This is a genomic window from Shewanella rhizosphaerae, from assembly GCF_019457655.1.
GTDB classification, from domain to species: domain Bacteria; phylum Pseudomonadota; class Gammaproteobacteria; order Enterobacterales; family Shewanellaceae; genus Shewanella; species Shewanella loihica.
In genome coordinates, this window is record NZ_CP080420.1 from 2,103,801 (window position 1) to 2,130,031 (window position 26,231).

Annotated in this window: 28 protein-coding genes; 14 read left to right on the forward strand and 14 right to left on the reverse strand. The window is 49.6% G+C overall.

What is annotated here, in order from left to right; translation table 11 throughout:
* Window positions 1–44: 44 nt before the first annotated feature.
* Both K0I63_RS09425 and K0I63_RS09430 read left to right on the forward strand, forming a co-directional pair.
* Window positions 45–935 carry a hypothetical protein gene (locus tag K0I63_RS09425; RefSeq protein WP_220083244.1) on the forward strand — a complete coding sequence of 297 codons (891 nt, stop codon included), beginning with the start codon at window positions 45–47 and terminating at the stop codon, window positions 933–935.
* A 58-nt stretch (window positions 936–993) separates the two neighbouring features.
* Entirely contained in the window at window positions 994–2,406 is a 1,413-nt protein-coding gene (locus K0I63_RS09430) for a hypothetical protein (protein WP_220083245.1), read from the forward strand.
* A 44-nt stretch (window positions 2,407–2,450) separates the two neighbouring features.
* Here the strand turns inward: K0I63_RS09430 and K0I63_RS19985 are convergent, their stop codons facing one another.
* Together K0I63_RS19985 and K0I63_RS09435 are read right to left on the reverse strand one after the other, a co-directional pair.
* Entirely contained in the window at window positions 2,451–2,573 is a 123-nt protein-coding gene (locus K0I63_RS19985) for a hypothetical protein (RefSeq protein WP_258406979.1), read from the reverse strand.
* Window position 2,574: 1 nt separating this feature from the next.
* Complete coding sequence (locus tag K0I63_RS09435; RefSeq protein ID WP_220083246.1) at window positions 2,575–2,730, reverse strand: hypothetical protein; 156 nt, start codon at window positions 2,728–2,730, stop codon at window positions 2,575–2,577.
* A 766-nt stretch (window positions 2,731–3,496) separates the two neighbouring features.
* Here K0I63_RS09435 and K0I63_RS09440 point away from each other — a divergent pair.
* Window positions 3,497–3,880, forward strand: a complete 384-nt coding sequence (locus K0I63_RS09440; RefSeq protein WP_220045067.1) for a hypothetical protein — start codon at window positions 3,497–3,499, stop codon at window positions 3,878–3,880.
* Between the two features lie 240 nt (window positions 3,881–4,120).
* Here K0I63_RS09440 and K0I63_RS09445 read toward each other — a convergent pair whose 3' ends face one another.
* Window positions 4,121–4,399 (reverse strand): hypothetical protein, encoded by a 279-nt coding sequence (locus K0I63_RS09445; protein ID WP_220083247.1) that lies wholly within the window; start codon window positions 4,397–4,399, stop codon window positions 4,121–4,123.
* Between the two features lie 557 nt (window positions 4,400–4,956).
* Here K0I63_RS09445 and K0I63_RS09450 point away from each other — a divergent pair.
* The 4 genes from K0I63_RS09450 (at window position 4,957) to rplY (ending at window position 8,113) form a co-directional block, all read left to right on the forward strand.
* Window positions 4,957–5,523: a prepilin-type N-terminal cleavage/methylation domain-containing protein gene (locus K0I63_RS09450; protein ID WP_220083248.1), complete on the forward strand. Its 567-nt coding sequence runs from the start codon at window positions 4,957–4,959 to the stop codon at window positions 5,521–5,523.
* Between the two features lie 129 nt (window positions 5,524–5,652).
* Window positions 5,653–7,029, forward strand: coding sequence for a L,D-transpeptidase family protein (locus K0I63_RS09455; protein WP_220083249.1), 1,377 nt, complete (start codon window positions 5,653–5,655; stop codon window positions 7,027–7,029).
* Window positions 7,030–7,140: 111 nt separating this feature from the next.
* Window positions 7,141–7,689 carry a peptidoglycan L,D-endopeptidase MepK gene (gene mepK, locus K0I63_RS09460; protein WP_220045070.1) on the forward strand — a complete coding sequence of 183 codons (549 nt, stop codon included), beginning with the start codon at window positions 7,141–7,143 and terminating at the stop codon, window positions 7,687–7,689.
* 136 nt (window positions 7,690–7,825) lie between these two features.
* Window positions 7,826–8,113, forward strand: a complete 288-nt coding sequence (gene rplY / locus K0I63_RS09465; protein ID WP_011865628.1) for a 50S ribosomal protein L25 — start codon at window positions 7,826–7,828, stop codon at window positions 8,111–8,113.
* A 97-nt stretch (window positions 8,114–8,210) separates the two neighbouring features.
* Here rplY and K0I63_RS09470 read toward each other — a convergent pair whose 3' ends face one another.
* From K0I63_RS09470 to sodB, 4 genes are all read right to left on the reverse strand, one after another.
* Window positions 8,211–9,743: a SpoVR family protein gene (locus K0I63_RS09470; protein ID WP_220083250.1), complete on the reverse strand. Its 1,533-nt coding sequence runs from the start codon at window positions 9,741–9,743 to the stop codon at window positions 8,211–8,213.
* 8 nt (window positions 9,744–9,751) lie between these two features.
* Window positions 9,752–11,020 carry a YeaH/YhbH family protein gene (locus K0I63_RS09475; protein WP_144199091.1) on the reverse strand — a complete coding sequence of 423 codons (1,269 nt, stop codon included), beginning with the start codon at window positions 11,018–11,020 and terminating at the stop codon, window positions 9,752–9,754.
* A 47-nt stretch (window positions 11,021–11,067) separates the two neighbouring features.
* The gene (locus K0I63_RS09480) at window positions 11,068–13,002 is read right to left on the reverse strand and encodes a PrkA family serine protein kinase (protein ID WP_011865631.1); all 1,935 of its coding nucleotides are present in this window, start codon (window positions 13,000–13,002) and stop codon (window positions 11,068–11,070) included.
* Between the two features lie 455 nt (window positions 13,003–13,457).
* Complete coding sequence (gene sodB, locus K0I63_RS09485; protein WP_011865632.1) at window positions 13,458–14,042, reverse strand: superoxide dismutase [Fe]; 585 nt, start codon at window positions 14,040–14,042, stop codon at window positions 13,458–13,460.
* 231 nt (window positions 14,043–14,273) lie between these two features.
* Here sodB and K0I63_RS09490 point away from each other — a divergent pair, with 231 nt between their 5' ends.
* A complete protein-coding gene (locus K0I63_RS09490) occupies window positions 14,274–14,624 on the forward strand; it encodes a Grx4 family monothiol glutaredoxin (protein ID WP_011865633.1) in 351 nt (116 codons plus the stop codon).
* Window positions 14,625–14,743: 119 nt separating this feature from the next.
* On the opposite strand, the gene K0I63_RS09495 is transcribed toward K0I63_RS09490, so the two are convergent.
* Window positions 14,744–15,979, reverse strand: a complete 1,236-nt coding sequence (locus K0I63_RS09495; RefSeq protein WP_220083251.1) for a uracil-xanthine permease family protein — start codon at window positions 15,977–15,979, stop codon at window positions 14,744–14,746.
* Between the two features lie 197 nt (window positions 15,980–16,176).
* Here K0I63_RS09495 and K0I63_RS09500 point away from each other — a divergent pair, with 197 nt between their 5' ends.
* The gene (locus K0I63_RS09500) at window positions 16,177–17,307 is read left to right on the forward strand and encodes a DUF2066 domain-containing protein (protein ID WP_220083252.1); all 1,131 of its coding nucleotides are present in this window, start codon (window positions 16,177–16,179) and stop codon (window positions 17,305–17,307) included.
* Window positions 17,308–17,397: 90 nt separating this feature from the next.
* Window positions 17,398–18,108: a DnaA inactivator Hda gene (gene hda, locus K0I63_RS09505; protein WP_220083253.1), complete on the forward strand. Its 711-nt coding sequence runs from the start codon at window positions 17,398–17,400 to the stop codon at window positions 18,106–18,108.
* A 172-nt stretch (window positions 18,109–18,280) separates the two neighbouring features.
* Here hda and K0I63_RS09510 read toward each other — a convergent pair whose 3' ends face one another.
* From K0I63_RS09510 to bepA, 3 genes are all read right to left on the reverse strand, one after another.
* Window positions 18,281–18,652, reverse strand: coding sequence for a DUF2069 domain-containing protein (locus K0I63_RS09510; protein WP_220083254.1), 372 nt, complete (start codon window positions 18,650–18,652; stop codon window positions 18,281–18,283).
* A gap of 14 nt (window positions 18,653–18,666) precedes the next feature.
* The gene (gene arsC, locus K0I63_RS09515; RefSeq protein ID WP_041406615.1) at window positions 18,667–19,014 is read right to left on the reverse strand and encodes an arsenate reductase (glutaredoxin); all 348 of its coding nucleotides are present in this window, start codon (window positions 19,012–19,014) and stop codon (window positions 18,667–18,669) included.
* Window positions 19,015–19,122: 108 nt separating this feature from the next.
* Window positions 19,123–20,580, reverse strand: coding sequence for a beta-barrel assembly-enhancing protease (gene bepA / locus K0I63_RS09520; protein ID WP_491573756.1), 1,458 nt, complete (start codon window positions 20,578–20,580; stop codon window positions 19,123–19,125).
* A gap of 169 nt (window positions 20,581–20,749) precedes the next feature.
* Between bepA and K0I63_RS09525 the strand changes: the two genes are divergently transcribed.
* Window positions 20,750–20,971, forward strand: coding sequence for a sulfurtransferase TusA family protein (locus K0I63_RS09525; protein WP_011865640.1), 222 nt, complete (start codon window positions 20,750–20,752; stop codon window positions 20,969–20,971).
* Window positions 20,972–21,140: 169 nt separating this feature from the next.
* Window positions 21,141–22,241 carry an AI-2E family transporter gene (locus tag K0I63_RS09530; protein WP_220083255.1) on the forward strand — a complete coding sequence of 367 codons (1,101 nt, stop codon included), beginning with the start codon at window positions 21,141–21,143 and terminating at the stop codon, window positions 22,239–22,241.
* A gap of 72 nt (window positions 22,242–22,313) precedes the next feature.
* Here K0I63_RS09530 and K0I63_RS09535 read toward each other — a convergent pair whose 3' ends face one another.
* Window positions 22,314–23,201: a LysR family transcriptional regulator ArgP gene (locus tag K0I63_RS09535; RefSeq protein ID WP_220083256.1), complete on the reverse strand. Its 888-nt coding sequence runs from the start codon at window positions 23,199–23,201 to the stop codon at window positions 22,314–22,316.
* A 137-nt stretch (window positions 23,202–23,338) separates the two neighbouring features.
* Here K0I63_RS09535 and K0I63_RS09540 point away from each other — a divergent pair, with 137 nt between their 5' ends.
* Window positions 23,339–23,962, forward strand: a complete 624-nt coding sequence (locus tag K0I63_RS09540) for a LysE/ArgO family amino acid transporter (protein WP_220083257.1) — start codon at window positions 23,339–23,341, stop codon at window positions 23,960–23,962.
* Between the two features lie 116 nt (window positions 23,963–24,078).
* Here K0I63_RS09540 and bcp read toward each other — a convergent pair whose 3' ends face one another.
* Window positions 24,079–24,549 carry a thioredoxin-dependent thiol peroxidase gene (gene bcp / locus K0I63_RS09545; RefSeq protein ID WP_220083258.1) on the reverse strand — a complete coding sequence of 157 codons (471 nt, stop codon included), beginning with the start codon at window positions 24,547–24,549 and terminating at the stop codon, window positions 24,079–24,081.
* Entirely contained in the window at window positions 24,546–25,100 is a 555-nt protein-coding gene (locus tag K0I63_RS09550) for a glycine cleavage system transcriptional repressor (RefSeq protein WP_011865645.1), read from the reverse strand. Before K0I63_RS09550 ends, bcp begins: the two co-directional genes overlap by 4 nt.
* A gap of 243 nt (window positions 25,101–25,343) precedes the next feature.
* Here K0I63_RS09550 and dapA point away from each other — a divergent pair, with 243 nt between their 5' ends.
* On the forward strand, window positions 25,344–26,228 hold the full coding sequence (gene dapA / locus K0I63_RS09555) for a 4-hydroxy-tetrahydrodipicolinate synthase (protein WP_220083259.1): 885 nt from the start codon (window positions 25,344–25,346) through the stop codon (window positions 26,226–26,228).
* The last annotated feature ends 3 nt before the right edge of the window (window positions 26,229–26,231 follow it).

A 26,231-nucleotide genomic window follows, 5' to 3' on the forward strand; every position in this document is an offset into this window, starting at 1 on the left:
TAAATTTATAAGATTTTTTCGTCTGATTCAACAAGGGAACGAGAATGATATTTAGTGAAGTTATAGCGTTTATTCAATTGGCTAAACTGCCATTCGATTGGATAAAAAAGCAGCTTGCAACTGTTCCAGAGACACCCGCCAGTCGCTTTATTGCCTTGTTTAATGCCCACGGCGTAAAACCAAGCCAAATCCCCGATTTCTTTGGCCATGGCCTCAGTATTGGCGATTGCCAATCCGCCGAATCGCTCACTAAGGTACTAACCAGTGGTCATATTGAGAAAGCTACTAAGCTATTTAGCGTCAACAAAGACTGGTTAGACTGTGCGAGTGAGCAGGTATATGAGCCTCAGAGTTTCTATAAGAACCCCCAAGGTTTTGAATCCTATATTGATAGCCTATGTGCAAACAGCAGCATGCCAGTTAGGGCAGAGCTATATCTGCCTACCCGCAGTAAGCCATTCTACCCAGATCATACTGGACTCTTGATGATCTCTGTACCCATTGGCGAGGTAAACCAGCGCACTATTTACCGTTTCGAACTGGTACTTTACGAGGGGGCATTCTACTGGCGAACTCGGGGGTATCTCGCGGTAAATTTAGCCTACATGCTACGAAAATATTCGGTTGTTTTTGGCTGCTACGTGCCGCCAAAATTACTCGAACCAATCGCGCAGGGGCTTCGTCTGCCGGTTTACGAATACGCCTCTCAGCGGGCTTCCGCGATTAGAGTTCAGGGTCGTTGCTCAATTGAAGAACTTGTCAGTTGTCCGGCAGCATTTCTGCAAGATGTTGATCCAGAGCGAGAGAATTTTGGTCATCGTGCCGCTTTGGAGCTATGGCTTAGCATGGCTGATAAGATGGCTATTTGGGATAAGGCTCAACACTCAGGTATTGTAGCTACCTTTGAGGATGAATTGACACGATTTTCTCATTAGTTCGAAATAGCCAAGGAAGTTGACATTATAAAAATATCATAGCAACACAGGGAGTTAAATGTCTGTGATTCGGTATACGAACGATACAAAGAAACCATGCCAAACCAAGGCTAAAATTGATGCATCTGCTGATGCTATGATGGAATTCGGCGAGACTAGCTTCGATATTCTTAGCATGCTTGAGGCTCATATTCAGAAACCTCGAGAAAAAACTCAAAAGTTTAGTTTGGGCAAGCCTAAGACTCACAATTTCTTCTTACCATCATTCTACCAATGTAGTGAATGCATAATGGGCATGCCGTTTAACAAACTGATCGAGTTTATGGAAGAACAACAAGGCAGAAAGCTAAGAATAAGCCGTAATAGTCGTTCTGCTATGTTCAATAAAGGGGTTGGTAATCCAACAGCCAAGAAGTTTATCGAATGGCTTAAGCCTGTAATAGCAAAATTTTCTCGAGAGATTGATTTAAGAACAACAGAAATATTCAAGAGAGGTGCAGTTGATACTTCAACATCTGGCGATTGGCTGTGTTTGATGGCAGGTATAAGAACAAGTGAATCATTTCATGACCCATATGTTATTTCTGAGTATTATCCACTTTTTGTATTTTTGGAAGAAAGGTGTGATATCAATATTGAAATGATTAAGGTTATTAAAGGAAGGGTTGATTCTGGAGCAATATGTTCAGAAAGTTCAGCTGAGGTGTTTTCTGCAATGAGAACCTATTGGCATAATTGTACCGAAATACCAGATTCAGCATTTGAAAATTATCAGCGCTCACTATTTTTGTATGAGGATGGAAGATTTGATGATGAATGCAAACTATCGCTTTTTAAATCGTACTTTCACCTCCACTTCGATTTCTTTTTTAATCTTTTTTCAAGCTATGAGGTTGGCTGTGTTATAACGTACACTCCGAATAGAGATGAACTTAAAACCAAAAATGGCATTTTGTGTCGGTCAATAACGCGTTTTGTTAAAAAATCTAAACTGGAAAAGTACAATCTTACCTGCTTTGGCGAATTACTCGAAGAGATTCGTGATGTGATTTCGAAAATCAATAAAGAGAATAATTGTAAAGAGCTTAGTAAGCGGGAAATGTCAATGAGCCTTCCTATGGTGCTAGATCCAATTAACCCATCAGAAGAGTCTGACGCTGACAGGCACTACAAAAAGTTTAAATCTTGGCAAAGCGGAAAGGAGTTCCCAACTATGCAATCGGTCGAGACATTTTTAGATAATCTTACTAAAGACCTTGGCCAGGCGAATAATACCCAAATAACGCTCTTATGCATGATGGCAATCTGGCTCGATAAGGAAATTATGAAATGTCACGAGACTCTATTAAAGTCTAAAGAAATAGACACTGTAGAGCCTATAGTCGATGGACTCTTTGCCGCCATCGGGCGTTACGAAGTCTACTATCGTCATCATTTACAAAAGCACATGAATAGAATAGCCGGAGTGTGATACTCCGGCTATTGTTCTCATACTACGTCACCTGGGGTGAACTTTCATTCGTCCTCCAGGCGGTCCTGCCAATCTTCAGGACGCTCATCTTCACCCCGGCTTTGCCAATAAGCATCATGCTCGGGGTTTAGCTGGCAACTACGGTTATCGTCATCGTGCTTAGCCATGTTACTTACCTCCCTTGTTATTTGAATTCTTTGCAGCGCCGCTTTGTGCCCTGGCAGCAAAACTGCCTTTAGGTACAGAACCACTGTTCTGTTTTGCGGTAGAGCTTTGAATGCGAGCAGCGGCTTCAGGGGTCATTGGGGTCTTGGTATTAGACATCTTCTATCTCCTTGTTTGGTTATATTGGCAGGAGGTCCTGCCGATGACGCCTATAGTGCCAAGTAATGATTTGTTTGGGGTGGGGGGGAAGACGCCCAAAATTTAGCAGAAGAGTTTTTTGGTGCTGTTCCGGGAGTTCAGCGATCATACAGGACTGCTTACCGTATCTTTGATGGAGGGCTACGTCGATATCTGATGTCAAATAGTACAAAAAATAATCATTCGAGTGGGTCTTTGAAAAAAATTTTGGCTGAGTGCTAACCGTATATTTTAGGTACTAAAATACAAAACAGAACATTAATATATGTGCTTTTATTTGATTTTGTTAAGAATAATTGTTTTCAGTAAGTCTTGGTGCGCATTTTAATTAAGGTTGGTGTTTTTATGGTGCTAAGAACAATATGCGCCAAATCAATATTTTGCGTTTAAATGGGAGGGGTGTTTCTGGAGATAAATGTACATTTTGCTCTAGAGAAATATACAATAAAATATTATTTTGTAGAAATAACATTGTTTTTTTGGTCCATCCATGTACAGCTTGGTCTATTTTTAATTTGTTTCTTAATCCATGCGCCATCTCTGATCTGTTGACACTTTCTTTACTTCGTATATATTTTCAATTGTTCTCAGCCAACAGGCGCAAATAGAAACAATGTTCTTACGCAAGGCTTTGATTAAATTGCTTTCGTCAGATGTTTAGTTTATATTTGCAAAAGTTGCTGGGAGGTTTTAATCAAATTTATAAAACTTCTGGAGAGGCAAAACCATGAGATTAAGTTCAATTAAAGTAGTGCCAGTATTTTACGAAAAACAGTTAATAGATTTAACAAAGAATGATCCTGTTGTTGGTGAAATGATGAGTCTGATTATGTTGCAAAAGAATAATAGAACAAGACATTCTTCGGTTGATTTAGCAAATGAGATAAATCGACGAGGTTTTGTTATGGTTAATGCTGAGGAGATTGCGAAGAAGTTTAGAATTCTTAGGGTTTATGGCTGCGGTATAGTTGAACATAGAAACAACAGAAAAGATGATGCTTACATGTATTGGATTGGTCAGAGTAGAACAATTGCAAAGATTGCATTTAGAGTTTTAAAGTACAGAGATGTTGAGTTTGAGGTTAGAGGTGGACGTTTACGCAGTCACTAATAAGTAATTGTTCGCATTAAGGTCACGTAATAACTTAAGATGTAATTGTAAGCTTTGGTTTTTACTTATGGGTTACCTCTATTAATAACAATCCTGTTTATTTCACTATTTTCATGGAGTGTTGAAAACTATATTACGCCGTTATTTATAATTTTAAGGCTTGGTTTGTGTATGCAGACTTAATTAAACATCAGCTACAAAAAACGCTGAAACGCGATAGTATCGCGTTTCAGTCAATAATTACGGCCCCGTAATTCTAGCAGTAGATTCGCTCAAGTTCTCAATAGACTCTTGCATAAACGAATTAAACAAGTAGGCGGAATTTAGGGTTTCTTCGGCAAGTTTTGATAGTTTTTTATCGATAAAAAAGCTGTGCACTCTTCCAACGAATCGTGCGAGTAATATACCAACGGCAAAAGTCGCCAAGCCAGCGATGAAACCATTCATAAATCCTAAAACGATCGCCATCACGAATCCGATGGTCAGGGTGATAAAGACGGATTGTGCCTCTGAAGCCATACTTTTTGCTAGCTAGGCATGGTCAAAAAGGCAAAATCGTCTTGTATTGACGTTAATGTAACCCACGCGCCTGCGATAATCATGATTTGTGCCTTTAAACAATATTAGCTCATGTCCTTCAGGTGCCCAAACTAACTACCGTTGACTTTTCTGGGTTAAAAGCGCAGCTAACGGCAAAAATCTTTCCGAACATGGTTTTTAATATTCTTGAATAACAACAGGTTAACGAGTGAAAAACTATAGTTCATGTTCGGAAGATTTTTGTAAACCTATGATATATAATAATTATTCGAGGGATTTAAAATCCCTCGCTGGTAACAGCGTGCCGGTTCAAGTCCGGCCTCGGGTACCATCAATTGATGACAAAAAGGTCTCAACGCAAGTTGGGGCCTTTTTGTTTGTTCACTAAAAATATTCTATTTAATTAATAAAAATCATGCGCCTATCGCATTTTGCACATTTGCCGGCTGGGATTTTGCTAAAGGCGTAATACAATTATTTGAAGAATCGTTTTACTGCATTTTTTTATGTATTGCTTATTAAGGTCTTGAATTCAGATGCGTAGAGCTAGCGGATTTACCCTGATTGAGTTGGTGGTGGTGATTGTCGTGTTGGCGATACTGGCCGTGGTTGCCTTGCCAAGGTTTATCTCTGTGGGCCAGGATGCCCACGACAGCGCGGCGAAGGGAGCGTTTGCCGCCTTTACCTCGGGTGTGTCCCTCTATCACAGCTGCTGGGCGGCTTCAGGGGCGAGTGGTCATGTGGTGGATCTCGCCTGTTTTGGTGACGGTACTATCGATTCGACCACCACAGGCTACCCGCTGGGGCAGACAACCCAGACAAGTGGAAACAATGGTACCCTGCTGCAAGGGGAGTTTTGTCGTCAACTTTGGGAAGGCTTGTTAGATAATAACGACTACCAGCTGGCGCCACATGATAATGCGTCGTTTGGTGGCAGTAACGATATCATCTACTGGTACTCTGGTGGGGAGATCAGTAATAGTAACACCTATTGTTACTTTAACTATATTCGCGATAATCGCGCAAAAGGCAGTGAAAACTGGCAATTAAGGTACTATCCGGGCACGGGCAAAACCTTAATTACACGTTCGACCCTCAGCTAACTCGGCTCCTAGCCTTCTTTCTTAACATGCCTGGTTTGTTTGGACCGGGCATTAGCTTATAAAAAATCCGTCTTTAGTCGCCTAGGTTGGCCTGTCAACTATGAGCCATAATTATCCAAGGAGGTTTTTATGGCTTTGAGACGCATTTTCATATTGCTTCTGCTGTGTTGGTCATGCTTAGGTGTTGCCGATGAGCGTCTCGCTGCGGCAAATCAGGCGTTGCTCGATCAGGTGGAAGTGATCCACCTTGCCAGTGCCTCCAGCGAGTTTGAGCGCTATCGTGAGCAGCTCAGTGAGGAAAGAGCGCTCTCTCCGGCAAGGCTCTATACCATAGCCCAGGCCGCCGCTCAGTTTTGGCAGCGCCAAGGCATAGCGACCGGCGAGTTTCCTTCAGTGCCTGACGATCCCTATACCAGTGTGATCGCCAGCGAGCCCCAGGTAGCCGATTATCTGATGCTGAGTAATCGCGTGCGCTATCTTCTTTGGTTGGCGCGCCATGAGTCCTGGTTGCCACTCGAGCCTCTGGGCTGGCTAAAGCCCGGCGAAAGTCATAGAATCATTCCCGAAATAAGAGTGCGCCTGCAGGCCTTGGGAGATTATCCCCAAGGGGATACCAGTGGCCTCTATTTCGATGAGACATTGAAAGCGGCCATGATCAAATTCCAGACCCGTCATGGCCTCAAGCCTGATGCCATCATAGGCCCCGCAACCCTTAGTTGGCTTAATCGCACTCCCAGAGAGCGTGCTCAGCTCCTGGCGGTCAACTTTATCCGCCGGGCCGAATATCTGGCTGACATAGGGGAGCGCTATCTGCTAATTAATATCCCTGCCTATGAGATGTGGCTGGTGGATGATAACCAGGTGGCGCTCAGGTCTAAGGTGATCGTTGGTAAGCCTTATCGCCAGACGCCTATCATCAGCGGCGAGATAAAGAATCTGGTGCTCAATCCCAGTTGGCGGGTGCCGCGCCGCTTGTTGACCCATGATCTCCTGCCCAAGGTGAGAGAGGATGGCAGCTATATCAGCAGCCGCAACTTCGAGGTGTTTGACTATCAGGGAGAGCGGGTTATCAAGAGTGACGATGAATGGCGCGACATCGCCAAGGGTAAGTTTCCCTATCGCCTGGTGCAAAAGCCTGGGGTTGGAAATACCCTGGGGCGCTACAAGTTCTTCTTTCCCAACGAATACAGCGTTTATCTACATGATACCTCAGAGAAGGCGTTGTTCCAGCGCAGCGACAGGGCGCTCTCATCGGGTTGTATTCGGATCGAGAAGGTTGAGCAGTTAGCCAACTGGATGGCTTCCCACCTGGTGCGTGATAAGCAGACCTGGGTACGTATGCAAATCGAGCGTGATAAGACCCAGTGGTTTGCCTTCGATGCGGGCCTGCCTATCCATCTGGTGTATTGGACCTCTTGGCTGGATGGCGACAATGTTGCCCAGTTTAGAGATGACATATACAAAAAGAATCAAAATATTAGTCTGAGTTTGCACGCCGCTAAATAGCCGCTAGCCCAGTGTTTGTCTGACCTCTGGCAAAAAGTAACACTTGATCTCCCCCTAAATTAAGGTTAATTTGTCCGCTGTTTTGGTTAAAAAGTAAACGGTGGTGTTGATGTGACGATAGTTTGTCCTGCGCGTAGGCAGTTGTTATTAGGCCTAGGTGGTGTAGCAATGTTTTCTATGGTGCCGTCTAAAGCGCGAGCGAGTCGCTCGACACAAGGAGTAAGATCCCTAGGGTTTTACAATAGGCATACAGGAGAACGGGGGCAGGGAAGCTATTGGATCGATGGTGATTATCAAACAAATACCTTGAATGATTTTAATCACCTGTTGCGGGATCATCGCCAAAACGAGACGGCGCCCATGGATAAGCGTCTTTTCGATCTGCTTTTCTCGCTGAAGCAGACCCTACAGGTCGACGAAGATTTTCATGTGATCTCAGGGTATCGCTCGCCTAAGACCAATCAGATGCTGGCCAGTCGCAGCTCTGGGGTGGCGAAGAAGAGTTATCATATGAAGGGGATGGCGATGGATATCGCGTTGCCTGACGTCAATCTTAAAGATCTGCGTGATGCGGCGATCTCCCTAAAACTCGGCGGTGTTGGTTATTACCCAAGCTCAGGCTTTGTGCACGTCGATACCGGCCCTATCCGTACCTGGTAAGCTAAATGCCGGCTTTGACTCACTTAAGGTTTGTTAAAGCCGGATCACTGTGCTAGTATTCGCTCGCTTTAAATGAGGTCATCGTTGGTCGAAAGCGATGGTCACCTATATTACTATTGATTTAAGTGAGTAAATTATGTCTTACACAATTACCGCACAAACCCGCACTGAAATTGGGAAAGGTTCGAGCCGCCGCCTACGTCATGCTGGTAAAGTTCCTGCAGTTATCTATGGTGCGGGCAAAGAAGCCGTTTCTATCGAATTCGAACACCGTTCAATCATCAACATTCAAACTAACGATGATTTCTACAACAGCGACATCACTATCGTTCTAGACGGTAAAGAAGTTAAAGTTCGTGTTCAAGCTATGCAACGTCACGCGTTCAAGCCTATGATCGAGCACGTGGATTTCAAATTCGCTTAATAGCGGATCTGAAATAAAAAAAGCGCCTTAGTGGCGCTTTTTTTATGCCTCTATTTCCTGTATCCCTATTTACCCATTCCCTTCTTTTCCTATCCCTCTATGCCGCAGGATCAGATTCCGAGAGTTTTTCCGGGCAGCTGGCAATCACTATAGGCTCGCCCTGATCGTTAATCTCTTCCAAGGTGACATTGAAGCCCCAGAGCCTGTGCAGGTGTTTGACCACCTGCTGGCAGCTCTTATCCAATGGAATGCGATTGATGGGGATGTAGCGCAGCGTCAACGAGCGATCGCCTGAGATGGCAACGCTCTGCACCTGAATGTTTGGTTCAAGGTTAGACAGATTGTACTGCTGGGACAGTGTCTGACGGATCTCCTGGTAACCCAGGTCGTCATGGATCGCCGAAATGCTGAGATAGTTTTTCTTGTCATCGTCCAGGATACTGAAAAACTTGAACTGGCGAATGATGTTAGGCGACATATATTGGCTGATAAAGCTCTCGTCTTTAAAGTTTTCCATGGCGAAGTGCAGGGTATCGAGCCAGTTGCTGCCGGCGATATCGGGAAACCAACGCTTATCCTCGTCGGTGGGCGACTCGCAGATGCGGCGAATGTCGACAAACATGTTAAAGCCCAGGGCATAGGGGTTGATGCCTGAGTAGTAGGGGCTGTTATAGCTCGGCTGGGCGATCACATTGGTGTGGTTTTTCAAAAACTCTATCATGAAGCGGTCGGAGACCAGCCCCTCGTTGTAGAGGTGGTTGAGAATCGTGTAGTGCCAGAAGGTGGCCCAGCCTTCGTTCATCACCTGGGTCTGCCTCTGTGGGTAGAAATACTGTCCCATCTTACGCACGATCCGCACTATCTCCCGCTGCCAGGGCTCGAGTAGGGGGGCATTCTTCTCGATGAAGTAGAGAATATTCTCCTGGGGCTCGGCGGGAAAATTGGGGGCGCTCTGCTGCTTTTGGGTGTCCGGCGTCAGGGGGATGGTGCGCCAAAGATCGTTCACCTGGCTCTGCAGGTAGGCCTCACGCTCTTTCTGGCGTACCTTTTCCTCTTTGAGTGAGATCTCGCTAGGACGCTTGTAGCGATCGACGCCGTAGTTCATCAGGGCGTGGCAAGAGTCCAGTACTAACTCTACCTGCTCCTCACCATAGCGCTCTTCACACTCTCTGACATAGTTTTTGGCAAACACCAGATAATCGATTATCGAGCTGGCGTCGGTCCAGGTTTTAAACAGATAGTTGCTCTTAAAAAAGCTGTTGTGGCCGAAACAGGCGTGCGCCATCACCAGCGCCTGCATGGTAATAGTATTCTCCTCCATTAGGTAGGCGATACAAGGATCTGAGTTGATCACTATCTCGTAGGCCAGCCCCATTTGGCCACGCTTATAGCCTTGCTCGGTTTCAATAAACTTCTTACCAAAGGACCAATGGGTATAGCCTATGGGCATGCCTATCCCCGCATAGGCATCCATCATCTGCTCGGCGGTGATCACCTCTATCTGGTTCTTATAAGTATCCAGACGGTAGTGATCCGCCACCCGCTCTATCTCGGTGAGATAAGATTCCAACAGCTCGAAGGTCCAGTCCGGGCCGTCATTTAATACAGTGCGCTTCTTTTTTGAACTCATAAGGCCCCCTAAACAGCTTGTTTCTTAAACAGTTCTCTAAATACAGGGTAAATGTCCTCGGCCTGTTTAATGTGCTGAACTGCAATATTATCGTGAGTCTTCTGTAGTCCTTCGTATTCTCGCCACAGGGTTTGATGGGCGCGGTTGGTGATCTCGATATAGCTAAAGTAACGCACCACAGGTAGCAACTTACGCTCGAGGATCTGGCGGCAGGTAGGGGAGTCATCGGCCCAGTTGTCGCCATCCGATGCCTGGGCCGCATAGATGTTCCACTCGCTCTCTGGATAGCGCTCACGCTGGATCTCATGCATCAGCTTGAGCGCACTGGAGACTATGGTGCCGCCAGTTTCCTGGGAGTAGAAAAACTCGTGCTCATCTACCTCTTTGGCCTGGGTGTGGTGCCGAATGTAGACCACCTCCAGATTCTTATAGGTGCGGGTAAGAAACAGATAGAGCAGGATATAGAAGCGTTTGGCCATATCTTTGGTGGCCTGATCCATAGAGCCCGACACATCCATGAGACAGAACATCACTGCCTGGCTCGAGGGTACCTCACGTTTGGCGAAATTGTTGTACCTGAGATCGAAGGTGTCGATAAAGGGCACCTTGGCAATCTTGGCCTCAAGCTCTGCTATCTGCTCCTTCAGGGCGATGATCTTCTCCGCCTCCGAACCGGGAGTCTGCTCTAGGGCCTCCAGCTCTGCTTTTAGCTCTTTCAGCAGCGCCTTCTTCGAGGATGACATGGCGATCCGCCGTGCCAGGGATGAGCGTAGCGAGCGAATGATGTTAATGTTGGCGGGCACGCCATCATTGGTAAAACCGGCGCGATAGGTTTGATACTCCACCAGTTTGTTGAGGCGATTGCGCTGCAGGTTGGGGAGTTCGAGATCTTCAAACAGCAGCTCCAAATATTCATCTTTGGAGATCTGAAATACGAAATCGTCCTGGCCCTCGCCTGAGTTAGACGCATCCCCTTGGCCGCTGCCTTGTCCACCGCCCTGGGGCGGACGCTCTACCTTATCGCCGCGGGAGAACTGATCGTTACCCGGATGCACCCGCTCGCGCATGCCCCCTTGTCCCTGATGAAAGGTGGGCTCGCTGATATCCCGGGTAGGGATGCTGATCTTCTCGCCTTTATCTATGTCGGTCACGCTGCGCCGGGTCACGGCGTCACTGACGGCCTTCTTGATCTGTTGCTTATAGCGGTTGATAAAACGTTGACGATTGACTGTACTCTTTCCCTTAGTATTCAATCTTCTATCGATAAAATTAGCCATGCGCACCTCCCAAGACTAGCGGGGAGCAAGCTCCCCGTGTACGGGTATCAAGATGATTTACGAACCCGTAAATACCACTCAGACAGGAGTCTGACCTGTTTCTTGGTGTAGCCTTTCTCCATCATGCGATTGACGAAATCGTCGTGCTTACGCTGATCGTCTGTCGAGGTCTTAGTATTGAATGAGATAACCGGCAGCAGATCTTCCGTGTTGGAGAACATCTTCTTCTCGATGACGGTACGCAGTTTCTCGTAGCTGGTCCACAGCGGGTTAGAGCCTTCGTTGTTGGCCCTGGCGCGCAGTACGAAGTTAACGATCTCGTTGCGGAAGTCTTTCGGGTTACTGATCCCCGCAGGTTTCTCTATCTTCTCAAGCTCGGCGTTGAGGGCGGCGCGATCGAACAGCTGGCCTGTCTCTGGGTCCCGGTACTCCTGATCCTGGATCCAAAAATCGGCGTAGGTGACATAGCGGTCGAAGATGTTCTGGCCATATTCCGAATAGGATTCCAGGTAGGCGGTCTGGATCTCTTTACCGATGAACTCGATATATTTAGGGGTGAGATAGCCTTTTAGGAACTCCATATAGCGCTCGGCCGTCTCGGCGGGGAACTGTTCCTGCTCGATTTGGCGTTCCAGCACATAGAAGAGGTGCACAGGGTTGGCGGCGATCTCGCTATGATCGAAGTTAAACACCTTAGAGAGGATCTTAAAGGCGAAGCGGGTGGAGAGCCCCTGCATCCCTTCATCCACGCCGGCATAGTCGCGATACTCCTGATAAGACTTGGCCTTAGGATCGGTATCTTTTAGGCTCTCGCCATCATAGACCCGCATCTTAGAGTAGATGGAAGAGTTTTCCGGCGCCTTGATGCGCGACAACACGCTAAACTGGGCCAGCGTCTCTAGGGTATAAGGCGCGCATGGCGCCTGAGCCAACTCAGAGTTGGTGAGCAGTTTCTCGTAGATCTGGATCTCTTCTGACACCCTTAGGCAATAAGGCACCTTGACTATGTAGACCCTATCTAAGAAGGCCTCGTTGGTCTTGTTGTTTCTAAAGCTGGTCCACTCCGACTCGTTGGAGTGCGCCAGAATGATGCCGTTGAAGGGCAGGGCCGACAGGCCTTCGGTGCCGTTATAGTTACCCTCCTGGGTGGCGGTCAGCAAGGGGTGCAGCACCTTAATCGGCGCCTTAAACATCTCGACGAATTCCATCAGGCCTTGGTTGGCACGGCACAGGGCGCCCGAGTAGGAGTAGGCATCGGCGTCATGTTGGGCGTAGTGCTCCAGCTGACGGATATCTACCTTACCGACGAGCGATGAGATATCCTGATTGTTCTCATCGCCTGGCTCTGTCTTGGCTATCCCAATCTGATCCAGGATGGCGGGGAACACCTTGACCACCTTGAACTGGGAGATATCGCCGCCAAACTCATGTAGGCGCTTCACCGCCCAGGGTGACATTATGGTCTTGAGGTAGCGCTCGGGAATGTTGTATTCGTTCTTAAGCAGCTCGCCATCCTCCTCTGGATTGAAAAGACAGAAGGGGTGATCGTTGACTGGGCTGCGTTGGCCATTGGCGCTCAGCACATAGATGGGCACTCTCTGCATCAATGATTTGAGCTTCTCGGCCAGGGATGACTTACCGCCCCCCACAGGGCCGAGGAGATAGAGGATCTGTTTCGACTCTTCCAGTCCCTGGGCCGAATGCTTGAGGTAGGCGACGATCTGCTCGATAGAATCTTCCATGCCGTAAAAATCTTTAAAGGCGGGATAGCGAGAGATAAGCCTGTTGGAGAAGATGCGGCTAAGGATCGGATCCTTAGAGGTGTCTATGACCTCGGGCTTACCGATAGCCGTAAGCAGTCGCTCGGCCGCCGATGCGTAGGCGATCCTGTCTTCTTTACAGATAGCCAGAAACTCTTGCAGTGAATACTCTTCGTCTAATTTTTTTTCATAGCGCTGTTGATAATGCTCGAAAATGCCCATGTTCCACCCCCTGAAAAGCCAACGATATGTCTTAAGGGACAACTGAAAATCAGTGACCTACTACTAATAATAGTCCTTAAACGAGATCTGGGTATCAAAAAAGACAATAAAAACAATGACAAACAGTTGCAAATGCAATTGTTGCAACTGTAGCTGCCTGATTAGGCGAGTTTGCTTACGTGGCGTTGGGGCTGCTTAGTTATCGCGAAAAGGAGCGTAAGCAAGGGCATGAGACATCGAATTTGAGAGACTATCTTCAAGAGTAGTTGAGTGTGTATTTAAGTGCATTCTTGAGGGGGGAATGTGCGAGAGGAATCGGTTACTTAGCAATGAACTTAACTCGTTCTAGTAGCTCGAAACGTGTTGCTAGCCTGCGTTAGCGTAAGGGGCTAAGGTTTTTGCCAGCTAATAAAAAAGGAGCCGGGAGGCTCCTTTTCAAATCTGGTTGAATTAGATTAAGCAGCGAAGTTGCTGTTAACGAATTCCCAGTTAACCAGGTTCCAGAACGCCGCCATGTAGTCAGGACGTACGTTACGGTAATCGATGTAGTAAGCGTGCTCCCAAACGTCAACAGTCAGAAGGGGTGTAACACCTTCGTCAGTCAGTGGGGTTGCAGCGTTGCTAGTGTTAACGATGGCCAGGCTACCGTCAGCTTTCTTCACTAACCAAGTCCAAGCGCTACCGAAGTTGTTAACGGCTGCATCGGTGAACTGTGCCTTGAATGCATCGAAAGAACCGAAGGCTGCGTCGATAGCTGCGGCGATGTCGCCAGTTGCTGCGCCGCCAGCGTTAGGTGCTAGACAGTTCCAGTAGAAAGTGTGGTTCCAGATTTGAGCTGCGTTGTTGAAGATGCCGCCAGTAGAAGTCTTAACGATCTCTTCTAGGCTCTTTTCGGCAAGTTCAGTACCTTCAACAAGACCATTTAGTTTCACTACATAGGTGTTGTGATGCTTACCATAGTGATACTCGATGGTTTCCTGGGAAATATGGGGCTCGAGTGCGTTCTTCGCATAAGGCAGTGCTGGTAATTCAAAAGCCATGTTTTTTCTCCATTGACATTCAATTGTCTTTTTAGGTTTGCTCACAGAGGCACATTCTACCTGATAAAGTTGTGATGTGAATCATTGTTTGTTTGATTTTTTAGATTAATTCAATCGATAACCTAACTCAGTGAATAACCCTGAAAAAAGTAGGTTTTCGTTATCTGTGAACCTAGCGTACAATAGGTTAAATTTGTTGACGTAGCTTTGCTGCAAAATTTAGGAAAGAAGATGGACACAAACGAAACTGTAGAAAAAATCAAACAGCAAATTGCTGAAAATCCTATCATCGTTTACATGAAAGGGTCTCCTAAGCTACCTAGCTGTGGATTTTCTTCGCAAGTGGCGCAGATCATGATTAACTGCGGTGCTCAATTTGCCTATGTTGATATTTTGCAGCATCCCGATATCCGTGCCGAGCTGCCTAAATACGCAAACTGGCCAACCTTCCCACAGCTTTGGGTTGAAGGCGAGCTGATTGGTGGTTGTGACATCCTGACCGAGATGTATCAGAAGGGTGAGCTACAGACACTGATCGCCGATACTGCGGCCAAATATGCTGATCAAGAGGGTGAGGCTTAATCTTAATTGAGCCAAGCCGAAGGTTAATCCTTCCTATCCGATAAGAAAAAGCCCTTCAAATGAAGGGCTTTTTTGTGTCTAAAATCCATGCATCAAGCATGCTGACTGTCCTGAGTTCCTTAGGCGGCCTCCTGCTCCTGACGGGCGTGGGTTTCGGGCAACAGGAGGTTCATGGTGATGGCCACGATACCGCAAAGGCTGATCCCCGTGAGGCTGAATGAGCCGATACCAAATGCCATGCCGCCGATACCAAAGACCAGAGTCACGCCGACTATGCAGAGGTTTCTTGGCTCGCTGAGATCCACGTGATTCTTGATCAGTGAGTTCAGACCGACGGCGGCGATTGAGCCGAACAGCAAACACATGATGCCGCCCATAACAGGTACGGGGATGGTCTGCATAAGCGCGCCGAGCTTGCCGATAAAGGCCAGCAGAATGGCAGTGATGGCGGTCCAGGTCATGATGGCTGGGTTGAAGGCCTTGGTCAGCGTCACCGCGCCAGTTACCTCAGAGTAAGTGGTGTTTGGTGGGCCGCCGAGCGCCGATGCTGCTATGGTCGCGATACCGTCACCGCTCAGGGTGCGGTGCAGGCCAGGCTTCTTCATATAGTCTTTACCTGTGACGTTTGAGATCGCTAGTATGTCGCCGATATGCTCGACCGCCGGGGCGATGGCCACGGGGATCAAGAAGGCGATGGCGTGCCAGTTAAATTCAGGCGCCACAAAGTTTGGCATGGCCAACCAGCTTGCCTGGGCGACCGGGGCAAAGTCGACCACACCGAAGAAGAGGCTGAGACCATAACCCACTATGATGCCAGCCAAGATTGGCATCAGCTTAACGATACCCTTGGCAAAGATCGCCACCGCTATGGTGGTCAGTAGCGAGGCGAGGGAGATGATCAGGGCATGCTCCGGGTCGACCAGAACCAGTCCGCCATCGCCGCTCTTACCGAGCGCCATGTTAACGGCAACCGGCGCCAGACCCAGACCGATCACGATGATCACTGGGCCAACAACAACTGGTGGCAGCAGTTTCTTGATGAAGGCATCACCTCTGAATTTCACTAGGGTGGCCAGCACCAGATATACGCATCCTGCAGCCATCAGGCCGCCCATGGTCGCGGGAATGCCCCAGGTTTGTACACCGTAGAGGATGGGAGCGATGAAGGCGAAGGAGGAGGCGAGGAAGATGGGGACTTGGCGTTTGGTCACCAGCTGGAAGAGCAAGGTGCCAATGCCGGCGGTAAAGAGGGCGACGTTGGTATCGAGCCCGGTTAACAGCGGCATCAATACTAAGGCGCCAAAGGCGACAAACAGCATTTGCGCGCCCTGTAGGGGGATTGCTAAACGTTTCATTGTTATTCTCTTTTTATGGCTAAACCGCACAATGTTAACGTCTTGCTAGCATATTTGCACTTAACTTGATCACATTCTCCGGCTTGCCTAATTAAAGCCATAGAAAAAAGCGAATTTGACGGTGTTTGCAGACAGGCATGGCCAAGGCTTATGTGTTACACTGCCGCCATTGTATTCGTGAATAGATATAGATACGGATGTTTAAGAGTCTTTTTTCTGTGGTGCTTGCCGGTACGTTTTGCGCCGCGAGTCTGAATGTTGCCGCTGTCGAGGTGACCGAGCTGGACAGGAGTGCGATTAAGATCGCCGATCGCAGCCAGCAGGTAAAGAATCAGGCGCTAAGCCAGGCGATGCAAGAGGTGGTATTGAAAAATACCGGCGATCGCGCCGTCCTCAGCGCGCCTTTGGTGGCCCAGGCCATTGCCGAACCTACCGCTTATATTCGTCAGTTTGGCTACCAGGAACAGGGCGGCGAGCAGTTCCTGCAGGCTTCATTCGATCACAGCAAAATCATCAGCCTACTGCGTCAGGCTCAGCTACCGGTTTGGGGTAAGCAGCGCCCACTGACGCTGTTGTGGCTAGCTCAGGAGAATGAGGGTAAGCGTGAGCTACTCAACGACTCCTCAGTGCTGGAGAGCCGTAGCCTGATCGCCAAGATCTCGCAGACGCGCGGCGTGCCCATGCTACTGCCTATGATGGATCTCGATGATTCCATGGCCATCAGCGTCACCGACGTGCGTGGCATGTTTGCCGATACCGTGGCTAAGGCCAGTCAGCGCTATGGCAGTGATTACTTTGCCATGGTATCGCTGGACAATCAGCCAGATGGTCAGGTGAGCTATCAGTTGTCCCTCTTCCCGGCAAATAGCGAGCAGCCGCTGTTTAATCCCTTAACCACACAATCGGCTCAGGTTGCCGATATGGACGCGGCGGTAACTGCAATTTTCGAGGCGATCAGCCAATACTATGTGGAGCGCTACGCCATTGCCGATAGCGGCGAGGCGAACAGCACTCAGCTGACATTCGTCGAGATCACCGACCGTCAGCAGCTGCTGGAGATTGAGAAATACCTGCATCAGCTCAGTGCGGTTAAGTCTGTGTCTCTGACTAAGCTGCAGGGGATCACCGCCGAATTTTCCTTGCAACTCTTTGGCAGCGAAGAAGATCTATATCGTTTGATCAGCCTGGAGCCTAAGATCCGCAGCCTGGAGCAGTCAAATAGCCAGGATCAGCTCAACCTGCAGTCGGGATTGGGCGTCGATGAGAGTGTGGATCCGTTATCATCGTCACAGACTCCACGCCACGAGTATATTTGGCAAGGACGTTAAGGTAAGCTGGGCGTCTAATGGTAATATGCTGAGTACTAAATTAGGCCGCCCAGGTAATACAGTCACAAGATAAGATCGAGATCCCTATACGTGTCACCCCATTCACCGGTACAACTTTCTTTACCCGTCTATCTGCCCGATGATGAGACCTTTAACAGTTATTATCCTGCGGCCGGTAACGACGAGCTGATCCAGAGCCTGCAGGCATCTGCCGAAGGGCGGGCCAACAAGGCCGTGTATCTCTGGGGGCCGATCAAGGCTGGGCGTACCCATCTGATGCACGCCACCTGTGCCAGGGCCAATGAGCTCAATCGTAGCAGCTTCTATCTACCGCTTGGCATACACGCCAGCATCTCTACCGAACTGTTAGAGGGGCTGGAACAGTTAGATCTCGTCTGTATCGATGATATCGATGCCATTGCGGGGCATCCTCTGTGGGAAGAGGCGCTGTTCGATCTCTATAACCGGGTGGCGGAGCATAAACGCTGCGCCCTGGTGGTGAGCGCCAGCGCAACGGCCAGCGACGCGGGATTTGCCCTGCCGGATCTGGTGTCTCGTATGCAGTGGGGGCTGACCTATCAGCTACAACCTATGGCCGATGAGGAGAAGCTGGCGGCGCTACAACGCCGGGCGGCGATGCGCGGTTTACAGCTGCCGGAAGATGTGGGACGCTTCCTCCTCAATCGTCTGGCGCGGGATCTGCGTACTCTGTTTGATGTGCTCGATCGCCTGGACAAGGCATCACTGGTCCATCAGCGTAAGCTCACCATTCCCTTCGTAAAAGAGATGCTGCGCCTGTAGCGTCCGTCTTAATCGCGCAGGTCTCCTAGCACTTTTAACGGTCAGCATTTTAGCGTTCAGGATATAAAGTCGTTAAACACTCACCACAAAAAAGGCACCTTATCGGTGCCTTTTGCGTTAGATGCCTTTTTGCTAGATGCTCTTTGCGTTAGATGCCTGTTTATCTAGCCTGCTATTTCTTGCGCTTCTTCAGTCCCAGGCCCAATTCGCGACCGCGAATGCGCGCGTAGAAGGGCAAGGTCACCATCAAGAGGCTCAGCAGCGCCACCTCGCAGATGGCGAAGACCAGCGCCGTCTCGGTGACATAGAGCAGGGTCAGGCCATGCAACATATAAAGGCAGATGATGAAACTTGCCCAGGCATAGGTGTAGGGCTGACCGGTTAAGATCCCCTTAAGCGGCGCCAGCAGGGGCAAGATCCACAGCAGGCTGAAGATCAGCGAATATTGTCCGGTCAATCCCTGATTGCCAAACCAGGCGGTCATCAACAGCAGCAGCGCCACATAGGCGGCGCGGCTAATTTGAAACAGTGTCTTTGAGTTCATTTCGACTCTCAGCCTTACAGAATGGCCAGTACGTTTTCTGGGGGTCTACCAATTGCCGCCTTACCGTTTGCCAGCACGATGGGACGTTCGATCAGCTTAGGGGTGTCTACCATGGCCTGGATAAGCGCCTCGTCGTCGGTGACGTCGGCCAGGTTCAACGCCTTGTATTCCTCTTCCTTGGTGCGCATCAGCTCACGTGGCGCTAGGCCGAGCTTATCTAAGATGCTGCGGATCTCCACCTTGGTCAGTGGTGTCTTGAGGTATTCGATCACTTGGATATCGCAGGCTTTCTCTTCCAGCAGCGCTAGGGTCTGGCGGCTTTTAGAGCAACGAGGGTTATGAATTATGCTTACTTGCGTCATGGCAGTTCTATCCATATCTAGAAATTTGCCGCCATTCTACTGCAAAAGGTGAGCCGAGTCACAGGGCCTTGGCTCACCTTTATTGGTTTAAAGCAGTTTGTGATTGCTTTAAAGCAGTTCGAGCTGTTTCTTAGATTGTTTGAACTGACGGATCCTGGCCTCTATCTTAGCCAGCTGCAGCGGATTTTTCTCCGACAGCCGGTAGGCAAAGTTGAGTTGATCTATGGCGCCATCATAGTCGGCCGCCAGCGCCATGGTTTCCGCCTTGACAAAATGTTCCATGGCGCGGTTGCCTGTCTGCTTGTAGGCATCGCTCAGCAGCTGTAGCGGCAATTGATTCTGCTTATCGAGGAAGATCATATCTTCCAGCAGGGGAATGGCCTGTTTGGCCTTACCATTTTCGATAAACGCGTTGGCCAGGTTGATGTTGATCACCTGAGAGGTGGGCTTAAGCTTACGCTCACGGGTCAGCAGCTCGATCGCCTGTTGATGTTCATGGCGCTCCAGCAGGAGATCTGTCTTGGTATCGATATAGAAGAGGTTATTGGGATCTTTGGCGAGCAACTTGTCTATGATGACCTCAGATTCCTTGGCCTTCTCGGCGCGCAGTAGGGCAAGTGCCTTACCGTACAGGGCCGCCTCTTCAAACTGGTAGCTGTTCTTTCTTATCTGGTCGTTAAACAGGGCGAGTGCTGCCTCTTCACTGTAGCTAGAGAAGCGCACCTGAATACGCGCCTTGGCCAGCTGAAAATCCAGATTATCGGCCACATACCTGTGGGGATATTGCGCCGCCCGGTTTCTTGCCTCGGCAATTCGCGATTCGGGCAAGGGGTGCGTCAGCAACATCTGCGGCGGCTTAGTGGTAAAACGATAGCGTGTGGCCAGCTTAGAGAAGAAGTCCGCCGCGCCGTTAGGATCGAAGCCGGCGTCGACCAAGATCTGCATGCCGATACGGTCCGCTTCTTTCTCGTGCAGGCGGGTGTAGTTGATCTGCGCCTGAGTCGCTAAGGCCTGAGTCGTCGCCATGGCTGCCATGCCCACCTGGGGCACGGCAATGGTGAGCAAGATAGCGCCGAGCAGCCCTGCAATTGTTGCCGGAGAGCTCTTCTGCTGGGCCTCGAGAGACCGCGCCAGGTGCCGCTGGGTCACGTGGGTGATCTCGTGGCCTAATACCGAGGCCAGCTGGCTCTCGTTATCGGCGTTTAGGAACAAGCCGGTATGAACCCCCACATGGCCGCCGAAGAAGGCGAAGGCGTTGATTTCATCGTTTCTAAGCAGGAAGAAATAGAAGGGGGTCTTTACCCCTGTCGCGTGGGCCACCAGGCGGTTACCCAGTTCGGTCAGATATTGATTGAGTACGGGATCGTTAAGCATGGGCGCCGAAGAGCGGATCACCCGCATATAGGCATCGCCGTAGCTGTTTTCTTTCTCCAGGCTGAAGGTGTTCACCGCCGCAGTGCCAAGATCAGGCAGATCGTTATTGGCAAAGCCTAAGGGGGCGATAGAGAACAGGGCCATCGACAAGGCACCGGCAACCAGGGATTTTGCTTTGTTAACTTTACTCAAACTTATCCTTAGCGTTTATAGATAACAGGGTCTGCTTTGTTGGAACCAAATCGAGCCAATTAGTTCAGTTTGTCTGGCCCATGAGGCGAGCGTCTCGCCATCATTGTTCGCTTGTGGTTTCACTGGAGACTTAGGATAATAGCCCGAGTTTGCCTTTAGCAAGATCATTATGACTTTTATTGACTTAACCCACTACCGATGTCCCCTGGCCTTAGTTAAGCTAAAGATGGCGCTCAAGCAGTTGCCCAGTGGCGACGTGCTGCGGGTACAGCTTAAAGACAGTGGTTCGCGCCAGGATGTGCCCAGGTTTCTTGAGAAGGCCAACTGGCAATATGTTGAAATACAAAACGATGCTGAGATCTTGGTGTTGTCGATAACCCGAGGCGACTAAAATTTTGCCCTGGGGGAGTTTTAGATATCGACCCTAACGCGCCTTTAGATAGAAATGAGTCTTTAGCTTCAGAGGCGCCAATTAATTATTTTTCATGATGCTCGATGTTGCAGACCTAAACGCTTAATTTACAGAGCGGCGGGTCTTGGTTTCTAAATAGGAAGAGTAGATGTTTTCAATCATTACCAATTGGTATAAAGAGAGATTTAGTGATCCCCAGGCGGTGACCCTGATGCTGATATTGCTCGGGATCGCCCTGATCATCTATTTTGCCGGGGGGCTCTTAGCGCCCCTGCTGGTCGCCCTGGTGCTGGCATTTTTGCTCGAATGGCCGGTAGCGCAGATGGTCAAGATAGGTATCAACCGCACCACGGGGGCCTCGCTGGTGCTTGTGCTGTTTGTTGGTGTGATGCTGCTGATCACCTTCGGTCTGGTGCCCAGTATCTGGCGTCAGGGGGTGGCACTGGTGACGGATCTGCCCACCATGCTGGATAAAGGTTTTATCACGCTCAAGGGCTTGGTCGAGCAGTATCCGCAGTTTTTAAGTGTCGAGCAGCTCGATGCCTCGGTGGGCGAGCTCAAGAAGCTGCTGGATACCCAACACATACTGGATCTGGGTAAGCAGTTGATCGGCTACTCGGCATCACTTTTGGTGCTCATGGTCTACGCCATCTTAGTGCCACTGCTGGTGTTCTTCTTCCTCAAGGATAAAGATGAGCTGGTTCGCGGCAGCAAGCGTTTCATCCCCGCCAATCGTGACTTGGCCCGTAAGGTGTGGCTGGAGATGAATCAGCAGATCTTTAACTACATTCGGGGCAAGGTGATCGAGATAGTCATCATAGGCGCCGCAAGTTATATCTTCTTCGCCATCATGGATCTGCGTTACGCCGCCCTGCTTGGGGTGTTGACAGGCTTCTCCGTGTTGATCCCCTATGTGGGCGCGACTCTGGTGACCCTGCCGATCGCCCTGGTGGCCTTCTTTCAGTGGGGCATAAGCCCGGAATTCGGCTATCTGATGCTGGGCTACGGCATTATTCAGGCGCTGGATGGTAACCTGCTGGTGCCAATTCTGTTCTCAGATGCGGTGGATCTTCACCCTGTGTTTATTATCGCGGCCGTGCTGGTCTTCGGTGGACTCTGGGGTGTTTGGGGCGTCTTCTTCGCCATTCCGCTCGCTTCCTTGGTGAAGGCGGTGGTGAATGCCTGGCCTAAAGCCGATAAGCCTGAGCAGGAAAAGCCTAAGACTGAAGTTGAGCAGGAAGCCGTCTGATCTGTATTTAAACGTTAAAGGAGCCGCTAGGCTCCTTTTTTGTGGCAAGTATACATAGAAAGTGTTTGTGGCTTATCTCAACGCCTGCTTGGCCGTCGCCGCCAGGGCGCGGTAGACAAGTGTGGTCTGCTTGGCCTTGATGTTCCAGTGTTGCCAGTAGAGGGGCACCTTCATGGTGCAATCTGGGGCGATTAGTTTTAACGCGCCGCTTTGCAGCAATGGTTCGGCCTGAAGATGGCCCACAAGGCCGTAACCCATGCCCAGCAATATCGCCTCCAGAAAGCTCTCGGAGGAGGGGATCTGATGCTCCCGCCATTGCTCAGGCTCAATGCCAAAATGCTCCCCTAAGAATTTTTCATGCAGCTTATCTTTGGTGGAGAACACCACAGCCGGCGCCTGACGCAGGCGGCTAGGCGTTACACCATCGGCAAAATACTCCTGAATAAAGTCCTGGGTGGCGACGCAAAGGTACGCCATCTGGCCAAGGTACTCGCTGGAGCAGCCCGCCAGTGGCGCCTCTGTGGTGGTCACGCAGCCTACAGCCTCGCCGCTTTTCAGCAGATGGTGAGTATAAGACTCATCGTCGACAATCAGCTCCAGCAGCCAGCGGTGGCGCTTAAACAGCTCGGCGAGGGCGGGCAGAAACCAGGTGGCCAGGCTGTCGGCATTCACGGCTATCTTCACCACTGTGGGCAGCGAAGGATCGTCGGCGTCGATCTCCGCGCTGAGTTCGCTCTCCAGCAAGCTTACCTGGGCGTAGTGTCTGAGCAGACGCTTGCCCATGGGGGTCGCCTGTACCGGATTACTGCGGATCACCAGGGTCTGACCGACTCTCTCCTCCAGCGCCTTGATGCGTTGAGACACGGCTGATTGGGTGATAAACAGTGCCTTGGCAGCGCGCTCGAAGCCGCCTTCGGCGATCACCACGCTCAAGGCTTTCAGGTGGGCGTAATCCAGCATGCTATTCTCCAGGCTCCTACTTTTAATGGTTATAAGCTTGGCTAATGATACATTAAATTTATTAGTTGGGTTTATTTTTAGAAGCTCGCTATGCTTGCGACCTCTCTTTCTAGTCGTGGTTATTTTGGAGTTTTCTCGTGCAAGCATTCATTCAGGGGATAGGTGTTGGTGGCAGCCTGATCATCGCCGTTGGGGCGCAAAACGCCTTCGTATTAAAGCAGGGGTTAAAGCGCGCCCACTCCTTGCCCATCGCAGCCCTGTGTTCTTTTATCGATGCCGTGATGATCACCGCGGGCGTGGCGGGCCTCGGCCATCTAATCCTGGCATACCCTTTAATCAAGGATATCGCCAGCCTCGGGGGGGCAGCCTTCTTGCTGGTCTATGGTGCTCAGGCACTGCATGCCTCATTTAACGCCCAAGGGCTGGATACTGAGTCAACCCAGGGGGCGGACACCCTGCGCGCCGCGCTGCTCACGACCCTGGGGATCAGCCTGCTTAACCCCCATCTGTATCTGGATACTGTTGTCTTGCTCGGCAGCATCAGCACTCAGTTCGAGCAGCAAGACAGGCATATGTTTGGCGCCGGCGCCGTGCTCGCATCATTTGTGTGGTTCTTCGCCTTGAGTCTGGGCGCCAGGTACTTAAGTCCGCTGTTTAAAAAACCAAAGGCTTGGTGCTACTTAGACAGATTCATTTTTGTGACTATGTGGAGTATCGCGGCGGCGCTGCTTTGGCCTTATGTTAAGGCCATGATGGGCTAATTGGTGGTTAAGCTGATTGGTTGGTGGATTAATTGGTTGTTGGGTTAGTGGTTGACGAATCTTTAGGTAACAAAAAAGCCGGCATTGCCGGCTTTTTTGTCAATTACTAACTAGCATTAGCTGTTTTCTTGAATATATTTCAAGACAACTTCGTGGTGATCTTTGGTTTTGAACTTGTTGAAGATATGTTCGATGTTGCCGCTTTCGTCAATGAGGAAAGAGGTGCGTACCACGCCCATGTTCTCACGGCCCATGAATTTCTTGAGTTGCCAAACACCATAAGCTTCGCATACGGCATGCTCTTCGTCCGCGAGTAAGGTGAAGTTCAACTCCTGTTTATTTGTGAAGTTTGTAAGCTTCTTCGGTGTATCAGGGCTAATTCCAATAATCACAACGTTCAGTTCATCAAGCTCTGATTTAGTGTCCCTTAGCCCACAAGCTTGAACAGTACAACCTGGTGTAGAGGCTCTTGGATAAAAGTAAACGAGAACTTTCTTGCCTTTAAAATCGGCCAGGGAAATTGATTCATCATTTTGGTTTTGTAGGGTAAAGTCGGGGGCCTTATCGCCCTGGGTTAAGGTTTTCATAGATCATCCTTAGGTTGTGTTTCGATACCCTGCATACGTTCGATATGGCAGCTTAGGTTCATCTCTTCGGCGAGTGCGGCGATATTTTGTTCGAGTTTTTCGATATCGACCTTCTCGGGCACGTTGATGGTTAGGAAGACATTCTGCACCGGCTCACCGTCTGGGGTTTCCTCGGCATGGGAGCGTACGGCGGCGAGATCCAGCGAGCGATCAGCCAGGAACTGGGTGATACGCTTCATGGTGCCGCGCTGGTCTTTTCCGTTGAAGGTCACTTCGAGGCGAGACACATAGTTTGGCGGCGTGTGCTGTGAGCAGCGCTTCATTACCGTTAGCAGGCCAAGCTCGACACTCAGAGCAGGGAGACTGGCTTCCATCTTAGTGATCGATGCCCAGGCGCCTGAAATCATCATGATCAAGGTAAACTCACCACCAAAGAGGGCCATACGGCTATCGACGATATCGCAATCGCATTCGCTTGCGAGTCTGGCAAATTTACTGACGATACCAGGACGATCAGAACCCAGTGCGGTAACGACCAGATGATTGGACATGAAATTCCCCCATTGATTGGTAACTCGTTGTACAAATAAGCGTCGATTGAATAATGTCGGCGTTTTTTAGGTGGCTTATGCTATCACAAGTTATCAGTTTTGAGATCCCTGTCGTGATAAAGAGTCAAACATTTGACCTATGGGGAGTGGTGTTATCATTCTCTGTGATCTAGGGATACTTATGCTTGTTTTTACCTGTGAGCATCAGTACCATAGCCAGTCCTGAATCCTTGGGGAAATCACATGATAAACGGAAGCATCGTAGCCTTAATCACACCCATGAATCGTGATGGCTCAGTCGATTATGCAAGTCTCGAGAAGTTGGTTGAGTACCATATTGAACAGGGTACTGACGCCATCGTTGCCGTCGGCACGACTGGCGAGTCAGCCACTTTACCTCTTTCAGAACATATTGAAGTGGTTGCCCACACGGTAAAATTCGCCGCCGGACGCGTCCCTGTGATAGGTGGTAATGGCGCAAACGCCACCGCCGAAGCGATCGAGCTGACCAAGGCGCAGGCCAACCTAGGTGTGGCCGCCATGCTAGGTGTAACGCCTTACTACAACAAACCGACACCTAAAGGCTTGGTTGCCCATTACAGCGCCGTTGCGGCCGCAACCGATATCCCACAAATTCTCTACAACGTGCCCGGCCGTACTTCGGTGGACATGTTGCCTGAAACCGTTGCCCAGTTGGTCGACGTGCCAAACATCATAGGCGTAAAGGAAGCGACCGGCGATCTGAGCCGCGTGGCTAAGCTGCGCGAGCTGTGTGGCGATGACTTCATGCTCTACAGCGGTGATGATGCCACGGCCCGTGAGTTCCTGACTCTTGGTGGTAATGGCGTGATCTCTGTGGCCAACAACATAGTGCCTAAGCAGTTCAAGCTGATGTGCGATGCGGCTCTTAAAGGCGATCTCGAGGGTGCGCTTAAGGCCGAGGCGCCAATGAAAGATCTGTTCAGCGCGCTATTTTGCGAGGCCAATCCGATTCCTGTGAAATGGGCGGCGCATCGTATGGGGCTGATCAGCCAAGGACATATTCGCTTGCCATTAACGGAACTTTCCGAGCAATATCATGGTCTGTTGCTAGAAGCGATGAAGAATGCCGGAATAGAGGTTCAATAATTA

What these genes read in the sequence shown, in the direction of transcription:
- K0I63_RS09430 (WP_220083245.1), top strand. Translation starts at nt 994, where the DNA reads ATGTCTGTGATTCGGTATACGAACGATACAAAGAAACCATGCCAAACC.
- K0I63_RS09510 (WP_220083254.1), bottom strand. Translation starts at nt 18,652, where the DNA reads ATGAACTCAAAGACACTGTTTCAAATTAGCCGCGCCGCCTATGTGGCG.
- K0I63_RS09440 (WP_220045067.1), top strand. Translation starts at nt 3,497, where the DNA reads ATGAGATTAAGTTCAATTAAAGTAGTGCCAGTATTTTACGAAAAACAG.
- K0I63_RS09530 (WP_220083255.1), top strand. Translation starts at nt 21,141, where the DNA reads ATGTTTTCAATCATTACCAATTGGTATAAAGAGAGATTTAGTGATCCC.
- K0I63_RS09500 (WP_220083252.1), top strand. Translation starts at nt 16,177, where the DNA reads ATGTTTAAGAGTCTTTTTTCTGTGGTGCTTGCCGGTACGTTTTGCGCC.
- K0I63_RS09480 (WP_011865631.1), bottom strand. Translation starts at nt 13,002, where the DNA reads ATGGGCATTTTCGAGCATTATCAACAGCGCTATGAAAAAAAATTAGAC.
- K0I63_RS09525 (WP_011865640.1), top strand. Translation starts at nt 20,750, where the DNA reads ATGACTTTTATTGACTTAACCCACTACCGATGTCCCCTGGCCTTAGTT.
- K0I63_RS09475 (WP_144199091.1), bottom strand. Translation starts at nt 11,020, where the DNA reads ATGGCTAATTTTATCGATAGAAGATTGAATACTAAGGGAAAGAGTACA.
- K0I63_RS09455 (WP_220083249.1), top strand. Translation starts at nt 5,653, where the DNA reads ATGGCTTTGAGACGCATTTTCATATTGCTTCTGCTGTGTTGGTCATGC.
- sodB (WP_011865632.1), bottom strand. Translation starts at nt 14,042, where the DNA reads ATGGCTTTTGAATTACCAGCACTGCCTTATGCGAAGAACGCACTCGAG.
- K0I63_RS09550 (WP_011865645.1), bottom strand. Translation starts at nt 25,100, where the DNA reads ATGTCCAATCATCTGGTCGTTACCGCACTGGGTTCTGATCGTCCTGGT.
- K0I63_RS09490 (WP_011865633.1), top strand. Translation starts at nt 14,274, where the DNA reads ATGGACACAAACGAAACTGTAGAAAAAATCAAACAGCAAATTGCTGAA.
- K0I63_RS09445 (WP_220083247.1), bottom strand. Translation starts at nt 4,399, where the DNA reads ATGGCTTCAGAGGCACAATCCGTCTTTATCACCCTGACCATCGGATTC.
- K0I63_RS09535 (WP_220083256.1), bottom strand. Translation starts at nt 23,201, where the DNA reads ATGCTGGATTACGCCCACCTGAAAGCCTTGAGCGTGGTGATCGCCGAA.
- arsC (WP_041406615.1), bottom strand. Translation starts at nt 19,014, where the DNA reads ATGACGCAAGTAAGCATAATTCATAACCCTCGTTGCTCTAAAAGCCGC.
- bcp (WP_220083258.1), bottom strand. Translation starts at nt 24,549, where the DNA reads ATGAAAACCTTAACCCAGGGCGATAAGGCCCCCGACTTTACCCTACAA.
- K0I63_RS09495 (WP_220083251.1), bottom strand. Translation starts at nt 15,979, where the DNA reads ATGAAACGTTTAGCAATCCCCCTACAGGGCGCGCAAATGCTGTTTGTC.
- dapA (WP_220083259.1), top strand. Translation starts at nt 25,344, where the DNA reads ATGATAAACGGAAGCATCGTAGCCTTAATCACACCCATGAATCGTGAT.
- K0I63_RS09470 (WP_220083250.1), bottom strand. Translation starts at nt 9,743, where the DNA reads ATGAGTTCAAAAAAGAAGCGCACTGTATTAAATGACGGCCCGGACTGG.
- K0I63_RS09450 (WP_220083248.1), top strand. Translation starts at nt 4,957, where the DNA reads ATGCGTAGAGCTAGCGGATTTACCCTGATTGAGTTGGTGGTGGTGATT.
- K0I63_RS09435 (WP_220083246.1), bottom strand. Translation starts at nt 2,730, where the DNA reads ATGTCTAATACCAAGACCCCAATGACCCCTGAAGCCGCTGCTCGCATT.
- K0I63_RS09425 (WP_220083244.1), top strand. Translation starts at nt 45, where the DNA reads ATGATATTTAGTGAAGTTATAGCGTTTATTCAATTGGCTAAACTGCCA.
- rplY (WP_011865628.1), top strand. Translation starts at nt 7,826, where the DNA reads ATGTCTTACACAATTACCGCACAAACCCGCACTGAAATTGGGAAAGGT.
- K0I63_RS19985 (WP_258406979.1), bottom strand. Translation starts at nt 2,573, where the DNA reads ATGGCTAAGCACGATGACGATAACCGTAGTTGCCAGCTAAACCCCGAG.